We start from the raw sequence: 16876 nt of genomic DNA, 5'->3' as shown, positions 1-16876 counted from the left end.
CGAGGCGACTAGACGCCGATGTCCCCGCCGTCCTTGCGCCACACGGCCACGACCGCCGGGCGGACGATCTTCCCGGCGCCGTCCGGCCAGGTGCTCGCCGGCGTCTCCACCGTCGCGCCGTCGACCTCGCCCGGGTGCTGCACGGCGACGAGCACCCGCCGCTCCTGGACGATCGGACCGCAGGTCTCCGCGCCCGTCGGCACCGTCAGGAACTGCTTCAGCTCACCGCGCCGCGCCCCGCGCGTCGCCACGCCGAACAGCCCGTCGTGCGAGCCGAGCTGGCTGCCGTCGGTGGAGATCCACAGGTTGCCGTAGGGGTCGAAGGCCACGTTGTCCGGGCAGGAGATGGGGCTGACGTCGTCCTTCGGGAAGCCCGCGAAGTAGGTCGCCGGGTCGTCGGGGTCACCGGCGACGAGGAACAGCGACCAGGCGAACGCGGTGCTCTCGGGACGGCCCAGCCGCTCGGTCAGCTCCAGGATGTGCCCGTGCTTGTTGGCGTTGCGCGGGTTGGCCTCGTCGGCCTTGGCGTTCGCGCCGACACCGCGGTTGGTGTTGTTGGTGAGGGCGACGTACACCTTGCCCGTGACGGGCGAGGGCTGGATGTCCTCGGGGCGGTCCATCTTCGTCGCGCCGACCTTGTCACCGGCGAGACGGGTGAAGACGAAGACCTCCTCGGCGCTCATCCCCTCGACGTGGGACACGGAGCCCCGGGCGGTGGCGGTGGCGAGCGGGATCCACTCGCCGCTCCCGTCGAACTCCCCGTCGGCGGGCAGCTTGCCGGTGCCGTCGATCTCGATCGCGGGGGAGTCGCCGGTGAGCCTGGCGACGTAGAGCGTGCCCTCGTCGAGCAGCGACAGGTTGTGCTCGCGGACGGCCCGGCTCGACCCCTTCTTCATACGCTTGCTGCCGACGAACTTGTAGAAGTAGTCGAACCGCTCGTCGTCCCCGGAGTAGACGACCGGCCGCCCGTCCTCGGTCAGCCGCACGGTCGCCGCCTCGTGCTTGAACCGGCCGAGGGCGGTGTGCTTGCGGGGCGTGGAGGCCGGGTCGTACGGGTCGAGCTCGACGACGTACCCGAAGCGGTGCACCTCGTTCGGCTCCTGGGCGACGTCGAAGCGCTTGTCGAACCGCTCCCACTTGCGCTCGGTCGCGCCGGTCCCGATCCCGTACCGCTTGTCGGTGGCGCGGCCGCTGTTGGCGAAGTACTGGTTGAAGTTCTCCTCGCCGTGCAGCGTGGTGCCCCACGGGGTGGTGCCGCCGGAGCAGTTGTTGAGCGTGCCGAGCACCTTCGTGCCGGTCGGGTCGGCGGTGGTCTTCAGCAGGTGGGAGCCGGCGGCGGGCCCGGTGAGCCGGAACTCGGTGGTGGCCGTGACGCGCCGGTTGAGGTGATGGCGGGGCACCGCGGTCAGCTTGCCGGTCCTGCGGTCCTCCTGCACGACGACCACGCCGAGCCCGTGCGCCGCCCAGGCGACCTCGACCTGCTGCCGGGTCGGGTTGGCGGGATCGTAGCCACGGAACATGAGCACTTCGTCGGTGTACTCGTGGTTGGCGACGAGCAGCTGCCGGTCGCACTCGCCCGGAATGGGCAGCAACGCCAGGAAGTCGTTGTTGTAACCGAACTGTCCGGCCTGGGCGGCGGCGGTCTGCTTGTCCGGATCGAAGGCGGGAGCGCCGCGCAGGATCGGCTCGCCCCAGCGGATGACCACGTTCTGTCCGTACCCGTCCGGAACGGTGACGGCGTCGGCGGTGTTGGGAGCGACGGAGCTGTAGCGCAGCCCGCGTGCGGCCTTGCCGCCCGGTTTCCCGGAATTCGCGGAATTCCCGCCCCCGGAATTCCCGGAGCCGTTTCCGGATATGTCGCCGGGCGCGGCCGCGGCGGGCAGTGCGCCGGCCACCCCCGCGGCGCCGGCGGCGGCCGCGACGGTGACGACCGCGGCGGCGCGCACCATCGCGCGGCGGCCGATCGCTCCCGCGATGACCTCGCCGACGTAGGCGTTGTCGCTGGTGTTGGGCACCTCGTGGAAGCAGGCGTCGCCGCACCGGAAGCGGCAGGTCATGGCGGAGCGTCCGCCGGGATGGGACTGGGACGGCGTTCCGATCAGCGGCAGAAGCTTGCGCACCTTTAATCTCCCCTTGCGTGCCCTTGGTGTGCTCGTGACGTTAGGGGCACGTATGTGCGGAGGCGCTGCCGTGGGATGAACGGAGAGTGAATCCGGGGCAGCCACAAGGGTGTTGGACTTGCGCGGAGGGGGTGCCGAGGCGGTATTGACACACCTGGATTCCTTACACTCACCCCTGCCCAAGATCACCATCCGCGGCCGTTAACCTTACGTGTCCGTCCTGGCCAGGGATTGACGGGCTTCAACTCACGCGAAGGGTTGCGCACATGGGCATTCTCACTCTCCTGCGGAACGCGTTCGGACGGTCACGCAAAGAGCGGGCCGCCGAGGCAGAGGGTGCGGAACAGGTTCCTTCGCAGGAACAGACCGCCTCCGAGGAGCGGGACCACGAGTCGACCGGGGCTGCCCCCACGTCGGCGTCCGCGCCGACCCCGGCGCCCGAACCGACGGTCCCTTCCCCCTCCCCCGAACCCACCCCGAGGGCCACCCCCACGGCCCAGGTCCCGGAACCCCGCCCGGCATCCCAGGACGAGCACGACCTCGTCTCGGCGGCCTTCGACAACGTCTCGGTCCCCAAGCCGACCCAGTCGACGGAGGACCTCCCCGCACCGCCCCCGGAGCGGGCCGAGCCGCTCGCGGAGGCAGAGCCGAAGGCCGAGCCTGAGACGCTCGCCGAGGCCGAGCCGGTCGAGGCCGAGGCCCCCGCCGAGGCTGAGGCGAGGACGGAGACCGAGGCGGCCGAGACGGCTGCCGAGGCGCCCGCCAAGGCTGACGCGGACGAGACGACGGCCGAGGCGGAGCCGGTCGAGGCGGAGGCCGGGGCGACGGAGGCTGAGGCTGAGGGTGAGCCGGTGGAGCCCGCCGCGGAGACTGCGGCCGAGGCGGAGCCGGTCGAGGCCGCGGCGAAGGCCGAGACCGCGACGAGAGCCCAGGCCGAGGTGTCCGAGGCCACGGCGGAGGCCGCCGAGGCCGAGGCGAAGACCGAGACATCGGTGCAGCCGCAGGCCGAGGCACCGGCGAAGGCCGAGGCGGACGAGCCGACGGCCGAGGCCGAGGAGCCCACGCCGACCACCGAGACGGCCGAGGAGTCCACGGCCGAGCCGGAGGCGGAGCCGGTCGCGGAGGCCGAGGCGGAGCCGGTCGCGGAGGCCGAGGCGGAGCCGGTCGCGGAAGAACCGACCACCGAAACCAAGGACGAGGCCGACGCCCAGGCCGAGGCCGAGCCGGTCGCGGAAGAACCGACCGCCGAGGCCGAGAACGAGACCGAGGCTGACGCCGAGGCCGCAGCCGAGACCGACGCCGAGGTCAGTGCCCCCGCCGAGGAGCCGACCGCGGCCGACCCGGAGCCGGTGGCGGAGCCCGTCGTGGACGAGTCCGCGGCGGACACGGCCGCCGAGACGACCCCGGAGGCGGAGCCCGAGCAGGTCGCGGCCACCGCGGCCGCTCCCGGGGCCGAGCCCGCGGCCGCCGGCGGTGAGGACGCCCCGCAGGGGCCAGTCGCGGCCGACGACGAAAGCCGCACGGACGGTGCGGGTGGGAACGACTCGGCCGAAAGCGGAGCCGAGGCCGGGACCGAGGCCGAGGCCGAGCCGGTCGCCGTCGCCGAGCCCGCCGTGGCCGCGACCGCGGAAGGCGCATCCGAGGACGAGGACAAGGCCACGGCCGAGGCACCCGCGGGGGCCGCAGAGCCCGCAGGGTCCGCGACGCCTCTCCCCGCCGGCCTCGCCACCGCCCACGACGCGGCCGCCGCCGCCCTGGAGGCGGCCGGCCTCACCGGCACCCGCGGGAAGCTCTACCTCGTGCTGGACCGCTCCGCGAGCATGCGCCCGTACTACAAGGACGGCTCCGCCCAGGCCCTCGCCGAGCAGACCCTCGCCCTCGCCACCCACCTGGACCCCGAGGCCAAGGTCCACGTCGTCTTCTTCTCCACGGAACTGGACGGCACCGGCGAGCTGACCCTCGCCGACCACGAGAACAAGATCGACGACCTGCACGCAGGGCTCGGCCGCATGGGCCGCACCAGCTACCACGCGGCCGTCGAAGCCGTCCTCGCCCACCACGAGAAGGAAGCCGCCGGCGCCCCCGCCCTGGTGGTCTTCCAGACGGACGGCGCCCCGGACGCGAAGACCCCGGCCACCCAGTCCCTCACGGAGGCGGCGAAGAGCCACCCCGGCGTCTTCTTCTCCTTCGTCGCGTTCGGCGAGCACGACAACAAGGCCTTCGACTACCTGCGCAAGCTGAAGACCCCCAACACGTCCTTCTTCCACGCGGGCCCGGCCCCGCGCGAGCTGACGGACGCCGAGCTCTACGAGGGCGTACTGGCCGGCTGGCGCCCGTAGGCCCCGATCGGGGGGTGGAGCGACACGTCCACCCCCCGAAACGCATGTGAGTGGATCTTCGCGGGCCCAGTAGGATTTCGGGCATGGCGGCCACTGGAACCGAGAAGCAGGGTGGCAAGGCGTTCTACGTCTCCACCCCCATTTACTACGTCAACGACGCTCCTCACCTGGGCCACGCCTATACGACCGTCGCAGGCGACGTGCTCACCCGCTGGCACCGCCAGCGCGGCGAGAAGGTGTGGTACCTCACCGGCACGGACGAGCACGGTCAGAAGATCATGCGTACCGCGGAGGCGAACGGCGTCAGCCCGCAGCAGTGGGCCGACAAGCTCGTCGACGAGGCCTGGCGCCCCCTCTGGGAGCACCTGGAGATCGCGAACGACGACTTCATCCGCACCACGCAGAAGCGGCACACCGACCGCGTCCAGGAGTTCGTGCAGGACCTGTTCGACAAGGGCGAGATCTACAAGGGCGGCTACGAAGGCCCGTACTGCGTCGGCTGCGAGGAGTACAAGCTCCCGGGCGAGCTGCTCGACGGCGAGGGTGAGTTCGCAGGTCAGAAGCTGTGCCCGATCCACAAGAAGCCGGTGGAGATCCTCAGCGAGGAGAACTACTTCTTCAAGCTGAGCGCGTACGGCGACAAGCTCCTCGCCCTCTACGAGGAGAACCCGGGCTTCATCCAGCCCGAGTCCGCGCGCAACGAGGTCGTGAACTTCGTCCGGCAGGGCCTCCAGGACCTCTCCATCTCGCGCTCCACCTTCGACTGGGGCATCCCGATCCCGTGGGACCAGAAGCACGTGATCTACGTGTGGGTCGACGCGCTGCTGAACTACGCCACGGCGGTCGGTTACAACGAGAACCAGGAGAAGTTCGAGGCCACCTTCCCGGCCGACGTCCACCTGGTCGGCAAGGACATCCTCCGCTTCCACGCGGTGATCTGGCCCGCGATGCTGATGGCGCAGGGCCTCCCGCTGCCCGGGAAGATCGCCGCGAACGGCTGGCTGATGGTCGGCGGCGAGAAGATGTCGAAGTCGAACCTGACCGGCATCAAGCCGCAGGACCTGACCTCGCACTTCGGCGTGGACGCGTACCGCTGGTACTTCCTGCGCGCCATCGCCTTCGGCCAGGACGGCTCGTTCTCGTGGGAGGACTTCTCCGCCCGCTACACGAGCGAGCTGGCGAACGACTACGGCAACCTCGCCTCCCGGGTGGCCGCGATGGTCGGCAAGTACTTCGGCGGCGTCCTGCCCGCGGCCGGCGCCGACAGCGAGGCCGAGAAGGCGCTGCACGAGGGCCTGGCGACCGCGGTCGCGGTGGCCGACCGGAAGATCGGCGAGGAGCTGGACTTCCAGGGCGGCATCCTGGCCGTCTTCGACTTCGTCAAGCAGGTCAACGGCTACATCACGGAGCAGGAGCCGTGGAAGGTCGCCAAGGACGACTCGGCCGAGGGCCGGGCCCGTCTGGCGACCATCCTGTACACCGCCGCGGAGTCCCTGCGCGCCGTCGCCGTGCTGCTGAACCCGGTCATGCCGGACACCTCCCAGAAGCTGTGGGACTCGCTGGGCGCCGAGGCGGTCCTGGGCGCCCTCGCCGACCAGCGGGTGCAGGAGGCCGGCACCTGGGGCATCCTCCCGGCCGGCACGACGGTCACCAAGGGCGCGGTCCTCTTCCCGCGCCTGGAGGAGAAGCCGACCGCGTAGCGCGTCGGCCACCCGTCGGCGGCTCCGTCACGGGTCCGGGAACGAGCGGTTTCCCGGACCCGGCCGGACGGGGCGGCCGAGCGGTCGAAGAGGTTCCCCCGGCTCGGGCATGTTCCCGCCAAGCCGTATGGTTTCCGCCATGGCAGTTCCCCACGTCATCCCGATCGCGTACGAGCCGAGGCACCGCACCGAGTCCATCGGACGGTACGCGGACGGCCAGTTCCTCGCGTCGGTCACGTACGCCTTCCCCGAAGGGTTCCGTCTCGACGACGGCTGGGAAGAGCACAAACGCCTCTACACCGTGCTGCACACCTTCGACGCGGACGGCAATTACCGCGACTCGGACATCTGGTGTGCCGGCACCTGGGCCGAGCAGCAGCGCGACCCGCACGGCGACGACTCGGTCCTCACCAGGGCCCGCGTCCGCCTGGCCACCCTGCTGCGCAGCCTGCCCCGCCGCTCCTACACGGACATCGCGGTCCGCCCCTTCCGGCTCACCCACGAGGGCGTGCTGTTCGGCCTGGTGATCCGCGAGGACAAGGACGAGGACGGCGCCACCGAGACCTGGGCGGAGCTGTACCCGGACCGCCTGGCCTTCGCCGAGCCGTGGGACGGCACGTACGACACCTGAGCCGGTGCAGCCCCGTCCGGTCGTGTCCGCCGTACGGGCCCTCGGTCAGCGGGGTGGGGGCGGCGACGACACGACTGCCGACGCGGGTCCGGTCCGGCCTCGGCGACACCACGTCACGCGGCTCGCACGGCACCGCTGGGGACGCGAGGGCCGGGGGCTCGTGGTCACCCGGCCCTCGCGTGTCAGGGGGTGTTACTTCAGGACGCTCGCGCCCGTGGTCGTTCCCAGGGTCGTGGGCAGGTTCTTCGCCGACGTCTCGAGGCCCGAGGTGAGGGCCGGAGTCCAGTTGACCGTGGTCTTCAGGTCCTTGGACGAGGCGGCGTTGTACGCGGCGACGAGGTCGGTGACGGTGCCGTTGACGAGGTTGCCCGAGCCCTTGACCGCGCCGGTTCCGTCGCCGCTGAGGAGCTTGGCGACCTTTCCGCCGGTCGGGACCTTCCAGTAGTTGTTCTCGGCGACGACCTGGGCCTTGGCGCGGCTGTTGATGCTGTACTGCGTCGCGTAGCCGTTGAGGGTCGTGACGTCGTAGTAGTTGTTGTAGATGTGCACCTGGCCGACCCGGGCCAGCGGGGCGCGCTGGACGATGCCCTTCCAGATGTTGTGGTGGATCGACACCCGCAGCTTGCCGCCGGGCTCGCTGTCGCTGCTGCCGATCAGCATCGTCTTGTCGTGGTTGGTGAACTGGTTGCGCGAGACGGTCACCAGGTCCGAGCTCTTGGTGATGTCCAGGGCGCCGTCGTGGATCTGGTACTCGCGGCCGAAGTACTGCGGGTTGGCGCTGTCCAGGTGGGGCGCGTCGGTGAACGTGTTGTGGTCGGCCCACACGTGGGTCGCGCCGCGCAGGGTGACGGAGTCGTAGTTGGAGTTCCAGTTGCCGTCGTCGCCGTCGGTCGGGTCCCACTGCGGGAAGCAGTCCTCGGTGGCGGCGAAGGTCAGGTTGCGCACGACGACGTTGTCGACGTTCTGGATCTGGAGCATGCCGCCGGAGATCCCGGCGCCGGTGCCCGGCACGCCCACGACGCTGGTGTTGGCGGGGACCTTGAAGACGATGTTCTTCGCCTGCTTGGTCTGCGCGGCGGCGCGCGCCTTCTCCTGGGTCCCGGAGGGCAGCTTCGAGGTGCCGTAGGAGGAGGGGTCGTACGCCTTCAGGTACGCCGCGAGCGAGTAGCCGGTGCCCGACGCGTAGTCGGCGCAGGTCAGCTTCTTGCCCGCGTCGTCGGTGTTGGCGTCGATCGTGCCCTTGACCTTGATGATCCGCGGCGTGGTGTCGGAGGCGGAACCCAGCGCCTTCACCAGCTGGGCGCGGGTGGAGACGGTGAAGGTGTGCGCGGCGTCCGCCTCGGCACCACCGGTGGTGCCCGTGCCGGAGGAGGCCCAGCCGTCCTTCGCGGTGAGCGTCTGGTGGTACAGGTCGACGGTCCCGGCGTTCGCGTTCATCACGACGACACCGGCGCCGACGGCCGCGGCCACGGCGGCGGCGGAGACGACGAGGACGCGGCGCGAGCGGAGGGACCGGCGGTGGGAGGGAGCTGCCACGGGGGATCCTTACGGGGAGGAGCGGGCTTACGTCCTGTCAGTGGTCGCCGCGGCGCGAAGAGTTGCCGTGCCGAAAGATCTTTTTTTTCCCGGAGCCGCCTCCGCCACTCGATCGAACTCCTTCACGATGGCCCCACCACCGCCTTAAGGTGCGGATCGGGGACGAAATCCTCCCTCCGGGGAGGGATCACCGCACAGGGCTCGACGCCATCGTCAACTGGGGGAATCCGTATGGCACTCTTCGGCAACGCGCACCCGATCGACCCGGCGCAGGCACAGCAGGAATACGCCCGTCTGCTGGGCCAGGGCGAGCAGGTCCAGGCCGCCTTCCTGCTGATCCGGGACACCATCCTGTTCACGGACCGCCGGCTGATCCTCGTCGACAAGCAGGGGATCACCGGCAAGAAGACGGAGTACCACTCCATTCCGTACCGCAGCATCACGCACTTCGCGGTGGAGACCGCCGGCACCTTCGACCTGGACGCCGAGCTGAAGATCTGGGTGTCCGGCTCGTCCGTGCCGATCCAGAAGACGTTCACCAAGGGTGTGGACATCTACGAGGTGCAGGCGATCCTCACGCAGTACGTGGCGAAGTAGCGCTCGTCCGACGGCAGCCCGCGGCCGTGTCGGCACGGCGCTCTCGGCCGGCCCCGCCCGACAGAGCCCGGTCCCGCCCGGCAGCACCCGGTCCCGCCCGGCGGGCACAGGAGGGGTCGGGTGGTCCGGGGCCGGAGGCGGCGGAGGGCGGGAGCGCGTGTCGCCGGTGGCGCCGCCGCGCCCGCCGGACCCGCACGACGGTCACCGCACCTGGTACGACTACCCGGTGGACCTTCTCGAACCCCACCTCCGGCTCCTCGCCGAGGTCTTCGACGCGGCCGCCTCCGGCGCCCCCTGGGCCCTGGCCGGCGGCTACGCGCTCCAGGCGCACGAGCTGCTCCAACGGCCGCACGCGAACGTGGACTTGGCGACCGAGAGCGCGCAGCCGATGCCCCGGCTGGCCGAGGAGCTGGGCGCGGCGCTCGGCTCCCGGCGCGGCCACGGGGTGACGGTCCGGGACACGGACCCGCTGTCCGCGCACCTGGCCGTGCCGGACCCCACCACGGACACGGTCCTCCGGTTGGCCCTGCACAAGGAGACCTTCTGGAGCCCGCCCGTCCCGACCCCGTACGGTCCGGCGCTCGCTCTTCCGGACGCGGTGGGCACGAAGATCCGGGCGCTCTACGACCGCGGTCTGGCCGTCGACCTGATCGACGCGCGGGCGGCGTCGTCCCGCTTCACCCATCCCGAACTGGAGGAACTGGCCCGCCGCCATGCCCGGGACGACTTCGACCTGCCCACCCTCCAGACCCGGCTGACGGGCACGGACCACTACCCGGACTCCGCGTTCACGGCGTACGGCCTGACCGAGGACCAGCTCACGGATCTGCGCGCCTGGGCGCAGAGCTGGTCGACGGACATCGCGGAGCGGCTGCTGGAGGAGGGGGCGTCACCGGACGAGTGACCGGAGGCCACGGATGCCGGGGACACCCCTGCCGCGTCAGCCGGCGGAAGCCGACGTCTCGGCCGACGCCGTCGCGGACGCGCCCGGCTGGACCGCGTCGTCGGTGCCCTCGTGGGTGGCGTCGGGTTCGACGCCCATCGTGATCGACGCCACGACGCCCTTGGCGATGTTCTTCTTGTTGTACTTCAGCTTGAGCAGGCCGCCCGGGGTGCCGCTCTGGTCGTAGATCGTGTCCTCGGTGAGCGTGGTGCGCTCGGTGGTGCTGGTGGAGTAGGGGTCCACCTCGGCCGAGGCGAGCACGGACTCCTCGTCGAAGAAGAACTGGCCGGTGTGGCAGGTGTTGCCACCCTCGTAACCGGCGTCGGTCCACTCGCCGTTGACGTGCACCTTGGTGTGGATGTGGACCGTGCGGCCGCGGTACCAGCCCGGGAAGATCGTCTTGAAGGTGACGCGTCCCTGCCGGTCGGTCTTCCAGGTGCCCCGCAGGTAGCGCTCGTCGTCCGTGGGCTCCGAGTGCCCGCCGCCACCGCCGCCACCGGCCGGCGGCTCGCCGGTCGGGGTACCGGTCGGCACGTCGGTCGGCGTACCGGTCGGGGTGCCGGAGGGCGCGTCGGTCGGCGCGCCGCCGCCACCGGTGGACAGGCTCTCGTAACCGGAGTAGATGCCGAGGGCGTCGCAGTGCCAGACGTCGACGGCGGCGTTCGCGATCGGCTTGCAGGTCTCGGAGTCGATCACCTTGAGGGCGAGGGTGAGCGGGATGCCCTCCTTGTCCTCGGTGATGTCCTGGCGGATCTTGTCCGCGTCGATGTAGTACGGGCCTTCGGTGGTCTCGGAGGTGAGCTTGTAGCAGACCTCTCCGGCACTCGCGGAGGCGGCGGCCGCCGTCTTGTTCCCGCTCTTCTCCCCGGCGAAGGCGCCGGCGGCGAGCGCGCCGCCCGCCCCGACGGCGACGGCCGCGCCCGCACCGGCGACGACCACCTTGCGGCGGGTCAGATCACGCTTGTGCCGAGGACCTTGCCCGTCGAACTCGGCACCGGCTGTGTTGTCTGTGTTTCCTGAGTTTCCCGTCATGGCCGCGAAGGTAGGAGGCGGGGCTGTCAGGGGCGTGGGAACGGCCTGTGGAATTCCACGGACAGGCAAAATGCGCCGGTACAGGGGTCTGTATTCGGCCTGCTTGTGATAGAGGGATCGGTGAGCCTTACCTTACTCACACTCTCCGGTGACACATACGCGCGCGCCGAGCCGTGCGGCGACGCACCGCGGCGCCGCCGCACCCCCACCGCCATCGCCGCCGCCACCACCGCCAGACCACCTGGCATCACCCGGCATCCCCGGCGCCGCTCCCGCACGAGGTGCCACGAGGTGCCATCTGACACCATCCGGCGCCACTCGGTGCCACTAGGCGCCACTCGGCGCCATCCGTTGCGCCAGAACACGCATGGCACCACGGCCGTCCGCTGTGATGTCACCCCATTTCCGCAGGTCAGAGGAGTGCATCAAGGCGACACCACACAAGTGGCACCTCGCGGCTTGCGCATGGTGCCATCGTGGTGCCATGATGGCGTCATGGACCTCACCCCGTATGTCGACACCCTCCGCCGCGAACTCGCGGTGGCCGCCGAAGCCGGCGGTGACGAAGCCCGCGAGCTGGCGGAGAGGCTCACCGCCCCCCTGGAGTCGGCGACCAGGCTGACCATGCTCCACGTGCTCTCCGCCGCCACGGACGAGATCACCCGCGATCTCGCCCCCGGCTCGGTCGACGTACGGCTGCGCGGGCTCGACCCCCACTTCGTGGTGTCCCTCCCGCCCGGCGACAGCGGCGCCCTCACGGAGCCGGTCGCTCCGGCCGAACCTTTCAAGGCCCCGGCCGAGGGCGACGAGGGCGGCACCGCCCGCGTCAACCTGCGCCTGCCGGCCCACCTCAAGGCCCGCGCCGAGGAAGCCGCGGCCCGCGAGGGTCTGTCGGTCAACGCGTGGCTCGTGCGCGCCGTGTCGGCCGCGGTCGACGGCGGCACCCGGCCGCCGCGCACCACGGAGAAGACCCAGACCCTCGGACAGAGCTTCACGGGCTGGGTGCGCTGACCCCGCTCCCACCCGCTCCACAGCACCCCTGCACCCCTGCACCCCTGCACCCCAGGACCCCAGGACCCCAGGACCCCAGGACCACAGCACCGCACCCGCACCCGCACCACCTCACCCAGACCATGCCCCCACCAGCGGGGACACCCTGAAGACCCAAGAGGACGGGACAGCCATGCCTTCTTTCGAGACCCCCGAACCGATCTCGGTCACCGCCCGCGTGGACGCCGGTTCGCTCCAGTTCACCGCGAGCGACCGCCCCGACACCGTCGTCGAGGTGCGGCCCCGCGACGCGGAGAAGGACCTGGACACCCGGGCGGCGGCCCAGACGGAGGTCACGTACGCGAGCGGTGTGCTGACCATCAGGACACCCAAGCCCACGCTGTTCGGCCTCGGCCGCACCGGCACCGTGGACGTCACCGTCGACCTGCCCGCGGGCTCACGCATCGACACGACCGGCGCCTGGGCCGAGGTGATCGGCGAGGGCCGGCTCGGCGAGGTCCGCGTGAAGAACTCGGCCGGCGACGTGCGCCTCGACACCACGGGCCCGCTGGAGCTGACCGCGTCGCACGGCACCATCACGGTGGACCGCGTCGAGGGCCCCGCCGAGATCACCTCCAGCTCCGGCAGCATGCGCGTCGGCTTCGTCGACGGCCCCGCCGTGCTGAAGAACTCGCACGGCAGCACGACCGTCGGCGCCGTGACCGGCGAACTGCGCGTCAGCGGCGCCAACGGTGACATCGACATCACGCGCGCCGAGGACTCGGTCACCGCCACCACCGCCCACGGCACCCTGAGGGTGAGCGAAGTGGTCCGCGGCACCGCCCAGTTGGAGACCTCCTACGGCTCCATCGAGGTCGGCATCCGCGAGGGCACCGCCGCCTGGCTCGACGTCAGCTCCGACTCCGGCCAGGTACGCAACACGCTCACCGCCTCCGAGTCCCCGGAGAAGACCGAGGACACCGTGAAGATCCGCGCCCGCACCCGGTTCGGCAACATCCACGTCCGCCGCACCAAGGCCTGAGCACCGCCTTCCCGGCCTGCCCCGCCCCCCACCCACTCCAGCCTTCGAACGGAGGGCCCCATGCCTTCTCCTGTCATGCCCACGCCCACTCTGCGGCACGGTCACCCGTCGCCGATCGCCGTCTCCGCCCTCGGCCTGCGCAAGTCCTTCGGCGACAAGACCGTCCTCGACGGCATCGATCTGCGCATCCCGGCCGGGTCCGTGTTCGCGCTGCTCGGGCCGAACGGCGCCGGGAAGACCACCGTCGTCAAGATCCTGTCCACGCTCCTCACCGCCGACGGCGGACAGGCCCAGGTCGCGGGCCACGATCTCGCCGGCGATCCGCAGGCGGTGCGTGCGGCGATCGGTGTCACGGGTCAGTTCTCCGCCGTGGACGGGCTGATCACCGGCGAGGAGAACCTGCTGCTGATGGCCGACCTGCACCACCTGTCCCGGGCCGAGGGGCGCCGGGTCGTGGCCGGGCTGCTGGAGCGCTTCGACCTGGTCGAGGCCGCGAAGAAGCCCGCCTCCACCTACTCCGGCGGCATGAAACGCCGCCTGGACATCGCCATGACGCTGGTCGGCGGCCCGCGGATCATCTTCCTCGACGAGCCGACCACCGGTCTCGACCCGCGCTCGCGGCACACCATGTGGCAGATCATCCGCGAGCTGGTCTCCGACGGCGTGAGCGTCTTCCTCACCACCCAGTACCTGGAGGAGGCCGACGAACTCGCCGACCGTATCGCCGTCCTGAACGACGGCAGGATCGCCGCCGAGGGCAGCGCCGAGGAACTCAAGCGGCTCATCCCCGGCGGGCACGTCCGGCTCCGGTTCACCGACCCGGCCGCCTACCGCGGCGCCGCCTCCGCACTGCCCGGCGCCGCCCACGACGACGAGGCCCTCGCGCTGCAGATCCCCAGCGACGGCAGCCAGCGCGACCTGCGCTCGGTCCTCGACCGGCTGGACACCGCCGGCATCGAGGCCGACGAACTGACCGTGCACACCCCCGACCTCGACGACGTCTTCTTCGCCCTCACCGGCGACACCACCCTCCCCGCCCAGCCCAAGGAGAACGTCCGATGAGTTCCCTCTCCCTCGCCGTGCGCGACTCGTCCACGATGCTGCGCCGCAACCTCCTGCACGCCCGGCGCTATCCGTCGATGACCCTGAACCTGCTGCTGACGCCGGTGATGCTGCTGCTGCTCTTCGTCTACGTCTTCGGCGACGCGATGAGCGCCGGCATCGGGGACGGCGGGGCGGACCGGTCCGCGTACATCGCCTACCTCGTGCCGGGGCTGCTGCTGATGACCATCGGCTCCACCACGATCGGCACCGCGGTCTCCGTCTCCATGGACATGAACGAGGGGATCATCGCCCGGTTCCGGACCATGGCGATCCACCGCGGCTCGGTGCTCTTCGGACACGTCGCCGGCAGCGTGATCCAGTGCGTGATGAGCGTGGCCCTCGCCGGGGCCGTCGGGGTGGCCATCGGGTTCCGGTCCACCGACGCCACGGCCCTGGAGTGGCTCGCGGCCTTCGGACTGCTCGTGCTCTTCGCCACCGCCCTCACCTGGATCGCCGTCGGCATGGGCCTGTCCAGCCCGAACGCCGAGGCGGCCGGCAACAACGCCATGCCGCTGATCTTCCTGCCGCTCATCTCCAGCGCCTTCGTGCCCGTCGACTCCATGCCGGGCTGGTTCCAGCCGATCGCCGAGTACCAGCCCTTCACCCCGGCCATCGAGACCCTGCGCGGACTGCTGCTCGGCAGCGAGATCGGCCACAACGGCTGGCTGGCCGTCGCCTGGTGCCTCGGCCTCGCCGTCCTCGGCTACTTCTGGTCCAGGTCGCTGTTCGACCGCGACGCGAAGTAGGACGGCAGGAAGCAGGACGGCAAGAGGCAGGGGCGGCAGGAAGACGGAAGGGCGGCAGGACCGGACCGGTCGGCGGCTCACCCGGCCCGCTTCCCCGGCTCGTCCCGCCGCGGGGCGGCGCACTCGACACCACGTCGGCGTGCGCCGCCCCGCAGCCGTTCACGCGCGGCACCGCCGGCGGAGGGCGCGGCGGGACACGGCGAAGGCCCCTCAGCGCGAGGTGACCGCGCAGGCGCCGCCGACCGCAGGGACGCGGACCGCACCGGGGAGGACGGGCACGCCCCCGGCCCCGGACGGTCGCCCCGGCACGGCCGCACGCGGGACCGAAGCCGGCTGCCCCAGCGCCGCACGCGCCGCCCGGAGATGCTCCAACCCTTCCTTCGCCACCCGCGTGACCTCCTCGTACTCCCGCACCGTACGGGCCACGGACAGCCGGTCCCGCGCCGCGCGATGGCACTCCGCCGCGCCGGTCAGCGCCCGGCCCGCCGCTTCCTCCGCACCCGCCCAGGCCCGCACGTCCGGCGGCACGAGGCCGCCGCCCAGCCGGATCAGCCAGTGGTTCGCCTCCACCTCCGCATCCAGGTCGGACAGTCCGGAGGGGCCCGCCGCACCGGACCGACCGGTCCTGCCGGGACCGCCGAACCGGCCCGGGCGTCCCGGCCGACCGGACGGACGCCGGGTGCGACCCGCGCGGTGCCGGGCCGCCACCCCGGCCACCGCGCCGGCGATCAGCAGCACCGACAGCGTGATCACGAATCCCGTGGATCCCATGGGTGGCTTCCTCCCTCGCCTCGTCGGCCCGTGCCGGCGTAACCCCATGAGACGACGTGCCGCTGTGCTCCCCCCTCGGACACCCTGTGCGGCTCCGGTGAGGTGTCCAGGAGCGGCGCGCACGAAGAGGGCCACGCCTCCCGGTATACGGGTCGGGGGGCGTGGCCCTCGCGGAGTCCGTCAGCTGTCGGAGGCCGTGGGCGAAGCCGTCGCCGAACCGGAACCGGACGCCGACGCCGACGTGCTCGGCTGCGGCGGCGAGCCCTGGCCGTCCTCGGTCGCCTCCGGGTCCACGCCGACCGTGAGCGACCCGTGGACGCCCCGCGCGATGTCCCGCTTGTCGTAGCGCAGCTTCAGCAGACCGCCCTGGGCGCCGCTCTGGTCGTAGATCGTGTCCTCGGTGAGGGTGGTGCGCTCGGCGGTGTTGCTCGCGTACGGCTCGACCACCGCCGAGGCGAGCACGGACTCCTCGTCGAAGAAGAACTGGCCGGTGTGGCAGGTGTGCCCGCCCTCGTAACCGGCGTCCGTCCACTCGCCGTCCACATGCACCTTGACGTGGATGTGGACGCACCGGCCCCGGTACCAGCCCGGGAAGACCGTCCGGAAGGTCACCTGACCGTGCCGGTCCGTCCGCCAGGTGCCCCGCAGGTACCGGCTGTCGTCCGTGGGCTCCGCGTGCCCGCCTCCCGGGGGCGCCCCGGTGGGCGCTCCCGTCGGGGGCTCGCCGGTGGGGGCGGGACCGCCGCCACCGCCGCCGTTGCCCTGGTCCTCGTAACCCGAGTACACGCCCGCCGCGTCGCAGTGCCAGATGTCGACGGCCGCGTCCCGGACCGGTCTGCACGTCTCCGAGTCGATCACCTTCAGGCCGAGGAGGAGCGGGATGCCCGCCCGGTCCTCCGTGACGTCACGGCGGATCTTGTCGGCGTCGATGTAGTAGGGGCCCTCGACCGTCTCCGAGGTCAGGCGGTAACAGACCTCCCCGTCGGCGTCGGCGCGCGCCGGTCCGCCGCGCCCGTCGGCGGCGCTCGCCGCGAAGGCGGTGCCGCCCAGGCCCGCCGCGGCGATGCCGCCCGCGGCCACGGCCACGACCTTACGACGCGATAAGTCCTGTTCGCTGTGTGATTTCTGAGGCTCCGTCATGAGGCCGGGACGCTAGGGGCGAAACCTGTCAGGAGCATAAGGAAGGGCTGTCAGTTACCGGGGAAACCGGAAGTGGGGCGGGGCCCCCGGGGGGTGGGGGGGCCAAAGCGGGGGTGCGCCCGCGGGGGGCGGGGTGCGGCGCCCCCCCCGGCGTGTGGGGGGGGGGGGGGGCCGCCCGGGGGCGG

The 16876-nt window shown here is 71.7% G+C and carries 14 protein-coding genes; 9 read left to right on the top strand and 5 right to left on the bottom strand.

Annotated elements, in window-relative coordinates; genetic code table 11:
• Positions 1–8: 8 nt before the first annotated feature.
• Positions 9–2120: a PhoX family protein gene (locus J2X68_RS32220; RefSeq protein ID WP_310436139.1), complete on the bottom strand. Its 2112-nt coding sequence runs from the start codon at positions 2118–2120 to the stop codon at positions 9–11.
• Between the two features lie 266 nt (positions 2121–2386).
• On the opposite strand from J2X68_RS32220, the gene J2X68_RS32215 reads away from it, so the two are divergent.
• From J2X68_RS32215 to J2X68_RS32205, 3 genes are all read left to right on the top strand, one after another.
• Positions 2387–4459: a VWA domain-containing protein gene (locus J2X68_RS32215; protein WP_310436138.1), complete on the top strand. Its 2073-nt coding sequence runs from the start codon at positions 2387–2389 to the stop codon at positions 4457–4459.
• Between the two features lie 83 nt (positions 4460–4542).
• A complete protein-coding gene (gene metG, locus J2X68_RS32210) occupies positions 4543–6159 on the top strand; it encodes a methionine--tRNA ligase (RefSeq protein ID WP_310436137.1) in 1617 nt (538 codons plus the stop codon).
• A gap of 139 nt (positions 6160–6298) precedes the next feature.
• Positions 6299–6790 carry a hypothetical protein gene (locus tag J2X68_RS32205; RefSeq protein ID WP_310436136.1) on the top strand — a complete coding sequence of 164 codons (492 nt, stop codon included), beginning with the start codon at positions 6299–6301 and terminating at the stop codon, positions 6788–6790.
• Positions 6791–6982: 192 nt separating this feature from the next.
• Here the strand turns inward: J2X68_RS32205 and J2X68_RS32200 are convergent, their stop codons facing one another.
• A complete protein-coding gene (locus J2X68_RS32200) occupies positions 6983–8326 on the bottom strand; it encodes a polysaccharide lyase family 1 protein (protein WP_310436135.1) in 1344 nt (447 codons plus the stop codon).
• 231 nt (positions 8327–8557) lie between these two features.
• On the opposite strand from J2X68_RS32200, the gene J2X68_RS32195 reads away from it, so the two are divergent.
• Together J2X68_RS32195 and J2X68_RS32190 are read left to right on the top strand one after the other, a co-directional pair.
• The gene (locus J2X68_RS32195; protein ID WP_310436134.1) at positions 8558–8923 is read left to right on the top strand and encodes a PH domain-containing protein; all 366 of its coding nucleotides are present in this window, start codon (positions 8558–8560) and stop codon (positions 8921–8923) included.
• 226 nt (positions 8924–9149) lie between these two features.
• On the top strand, positions 9150–9827 hold the full coding sequence (locus J2X68_RS32190) for a nucleotidyl transferase AbiEii/AbiGii toxin family protein (protein ID WP_310436222.1): 678 nt from the start codon (positions 9150–9152) through the stop codon (positions 9825–9827).
• 36 nt (positions 9828–9863) lie between these two features.
• Here the strand turns inward: J2X68_RS32190 and J2X68_RS32185 are convergent, their stop codons facing one another.
• Positions 9864–10898, bottom strand: a complete 1035-nt coding sequence (locus J2X68_RS32185; RefSeq protein WP_310436133.1) for a dioxygenase — start codon at positions 10896–10898, stop codon at positions 9864–9866.
• 495 nt (positions 10899–11393) lie between these two features.
• On the opposite strand from J2X68_RS32185, the gene J2X68_RS32180 reads away from it, so the two are divergent.
• The 4 genes from J2X68_RS32180 to J2X68_RS32165 all read left to right on the top strand — a co-directional run bounded on the left by J2X68_RS32180 (position 11394) and on the right by J2X68_RS32165 (position 14780).
• A complete protein-coding gene (locus J2X68_RS32180) occupies positions 11394–11909 on the top strand; it encodes a toxin-antitoxin system HicB family antitoxin (RefSeq protein WP_310436132.1) in 516 nt (171 codons plus the stop codon).
• A gap of 172 nt (positions 11910–12081) precedes the next feature.
• Positions 12082–12930 carry a DUF4097 family beta strand repeat-containing protein gene (locus J2X68_RS32175; RefSeq protein ID WP_310436131.1) on the top strand — a complete coding sequence of 283 codons (849 nt, stop codon included), beginning with the start codon at positions 12082–12084 and terminating at the stop codon, positions 12928–12930.
• A gap of 60 nt (positions 12931–12990) precedes the next feature.
• Positions 12991–13992 (top strand): ATP-binding cassette domain-containing protein, encoded by a 1002-nt coding sequence (locus J2X68_RS32170; protein ID WP_310436130.1) that lies wholly within the window; start codon positions 12991–12993, stop codon positions 13990–13992.
• A complete protein-coding gene (locus J2X68_RS32165) occupies positions 13989–14780 on the top strand; it encodes an ABC transporter permease (RefSeq protein ID WP_310436129.1) in 792 nt (263 codons plus the stop codon). Before J2X68_RS32170 ends, J2X68_RS32165 begins: the two co-directional genes overlap by 4 nt.
• A 210-nt stretch (positions 14781–14990) precedes the next feature.
• Here the strand turns inward: J2X68_RS32165 and J2X68_RS32160 are convergent, their stop codons facing one another.
• On the bottom strand, positions 14991–15551 hold the full coding sequence (locus tag J2X68_RS32160; RefSeq protein WP_310436128.1) for a hypothetical protein: 561 nt from the start codon (positions 15549–15551) through the stop codon (positions 14991–14993).
• Between the two features lie 180 nt (positions 15552–15731).
• Complete coding sequence (locus J2X68_RS32155) at positions 15732–16691, bottom strand: intradiol ring-cleavage dioxygenase (protein ID WP_310436127.1); 960 nt, start codon at positions 16689–16691, stop codon at positions 15732–15734.
• Positions 16692–16876: the final 185 nt, after the last annotated feature.

This window comes from Streptomyces sp. 3330, from assembly GCF_031456635.1.
Lineage (GTDB): Bacteria > Actinomycetota > Actinomycetes > Streptomycetales > Streptomycetaceae > Streptomyces.
This window is presented reverse-complemented; position numbering and strand designations above follow the sequence as displayed.

Excerpts from the sequence above, each read along its gene's own strand:
- J2X68_RS32215 (WP_310436138.1), top strand. The coding sequence starts at position 2,387 with ATGGGCATTCTCACTCTCCTGCGGAACGCGTTCGGACGGTCACGCAAA.
- metG (WP_310436137.1), top strand. The coding sequence starts at position 4,543 with ATGGCGGCCACTGGAACCGAGAAGCAGGGTGGCAAGGCGTTCTACGTC.
- J2X68_RS32205 (WP_310436136.1), top strand. The coding sequence starts at position 6,299 with ATGGCAGTTCCCCACGTCATCCCGATCGCGTACGAGCCGAGGCACCGC.
- J2X68_RS32195 (WP_310436134.1), top strand. The coding sequence starts at position 8,558 with ATGGCACTCTTCGGCAACGCGCACCCGATCGACCCGGCGCAGGCACAG.
- J2X68_RS32185 (WP_310436133.1), bottom strand. The coding sequence starts at position 10,898 with ATGACGGGAAACTCAGGAAACACAGACAACACAGCCGGTGCCGAGTTC.
- J2X68_RS32180 (WP_310436132.1), top strand. The coding sequence starts at position 11,394 with ATGGACCTCACCCCGTATGTCGACACCCTCCGCCGCGAACTCGCGGTG.
- J2X68_RS32175 (WP_310436131.1), top strand. The coding sequence starts at position 12,082 with ATGCCTTCTTTCGAGACCCCCGAACCGATCTCGGTCACCGCCCGCGTG.
- J2X68_RS32170 (WP_310436130.1), top strand. The coding sequence starts at position 12,991 with ATGCCTTCTCCTGTCATGCCCACGCCCACTCTGCGGCACGGTCACCCG.
- J2X68_RS32165 (WP_310436129.1), top strand. The coding sequence starts at position 13,989 with ATGAGTTCCCTCTCCCTCGCCGTGCGCGACTCGTCCACGATGCTGCGC.
- J2X68_RS32160 (WP_310436128.1), bottom strand. The coding sequence starts at position 15,551 with ATGGGATCCACGGGATTCGTGATCACGCTGTCGGTGCTGCTGATCGCC.
- J2X68_RS32155 (WP_310436127.1), bottom strand. The coding sequence starts at position 16,691 with ATGACGGAGCCTCAGAAATCACACAGCGAACAGGACTTATCGCGTCGT.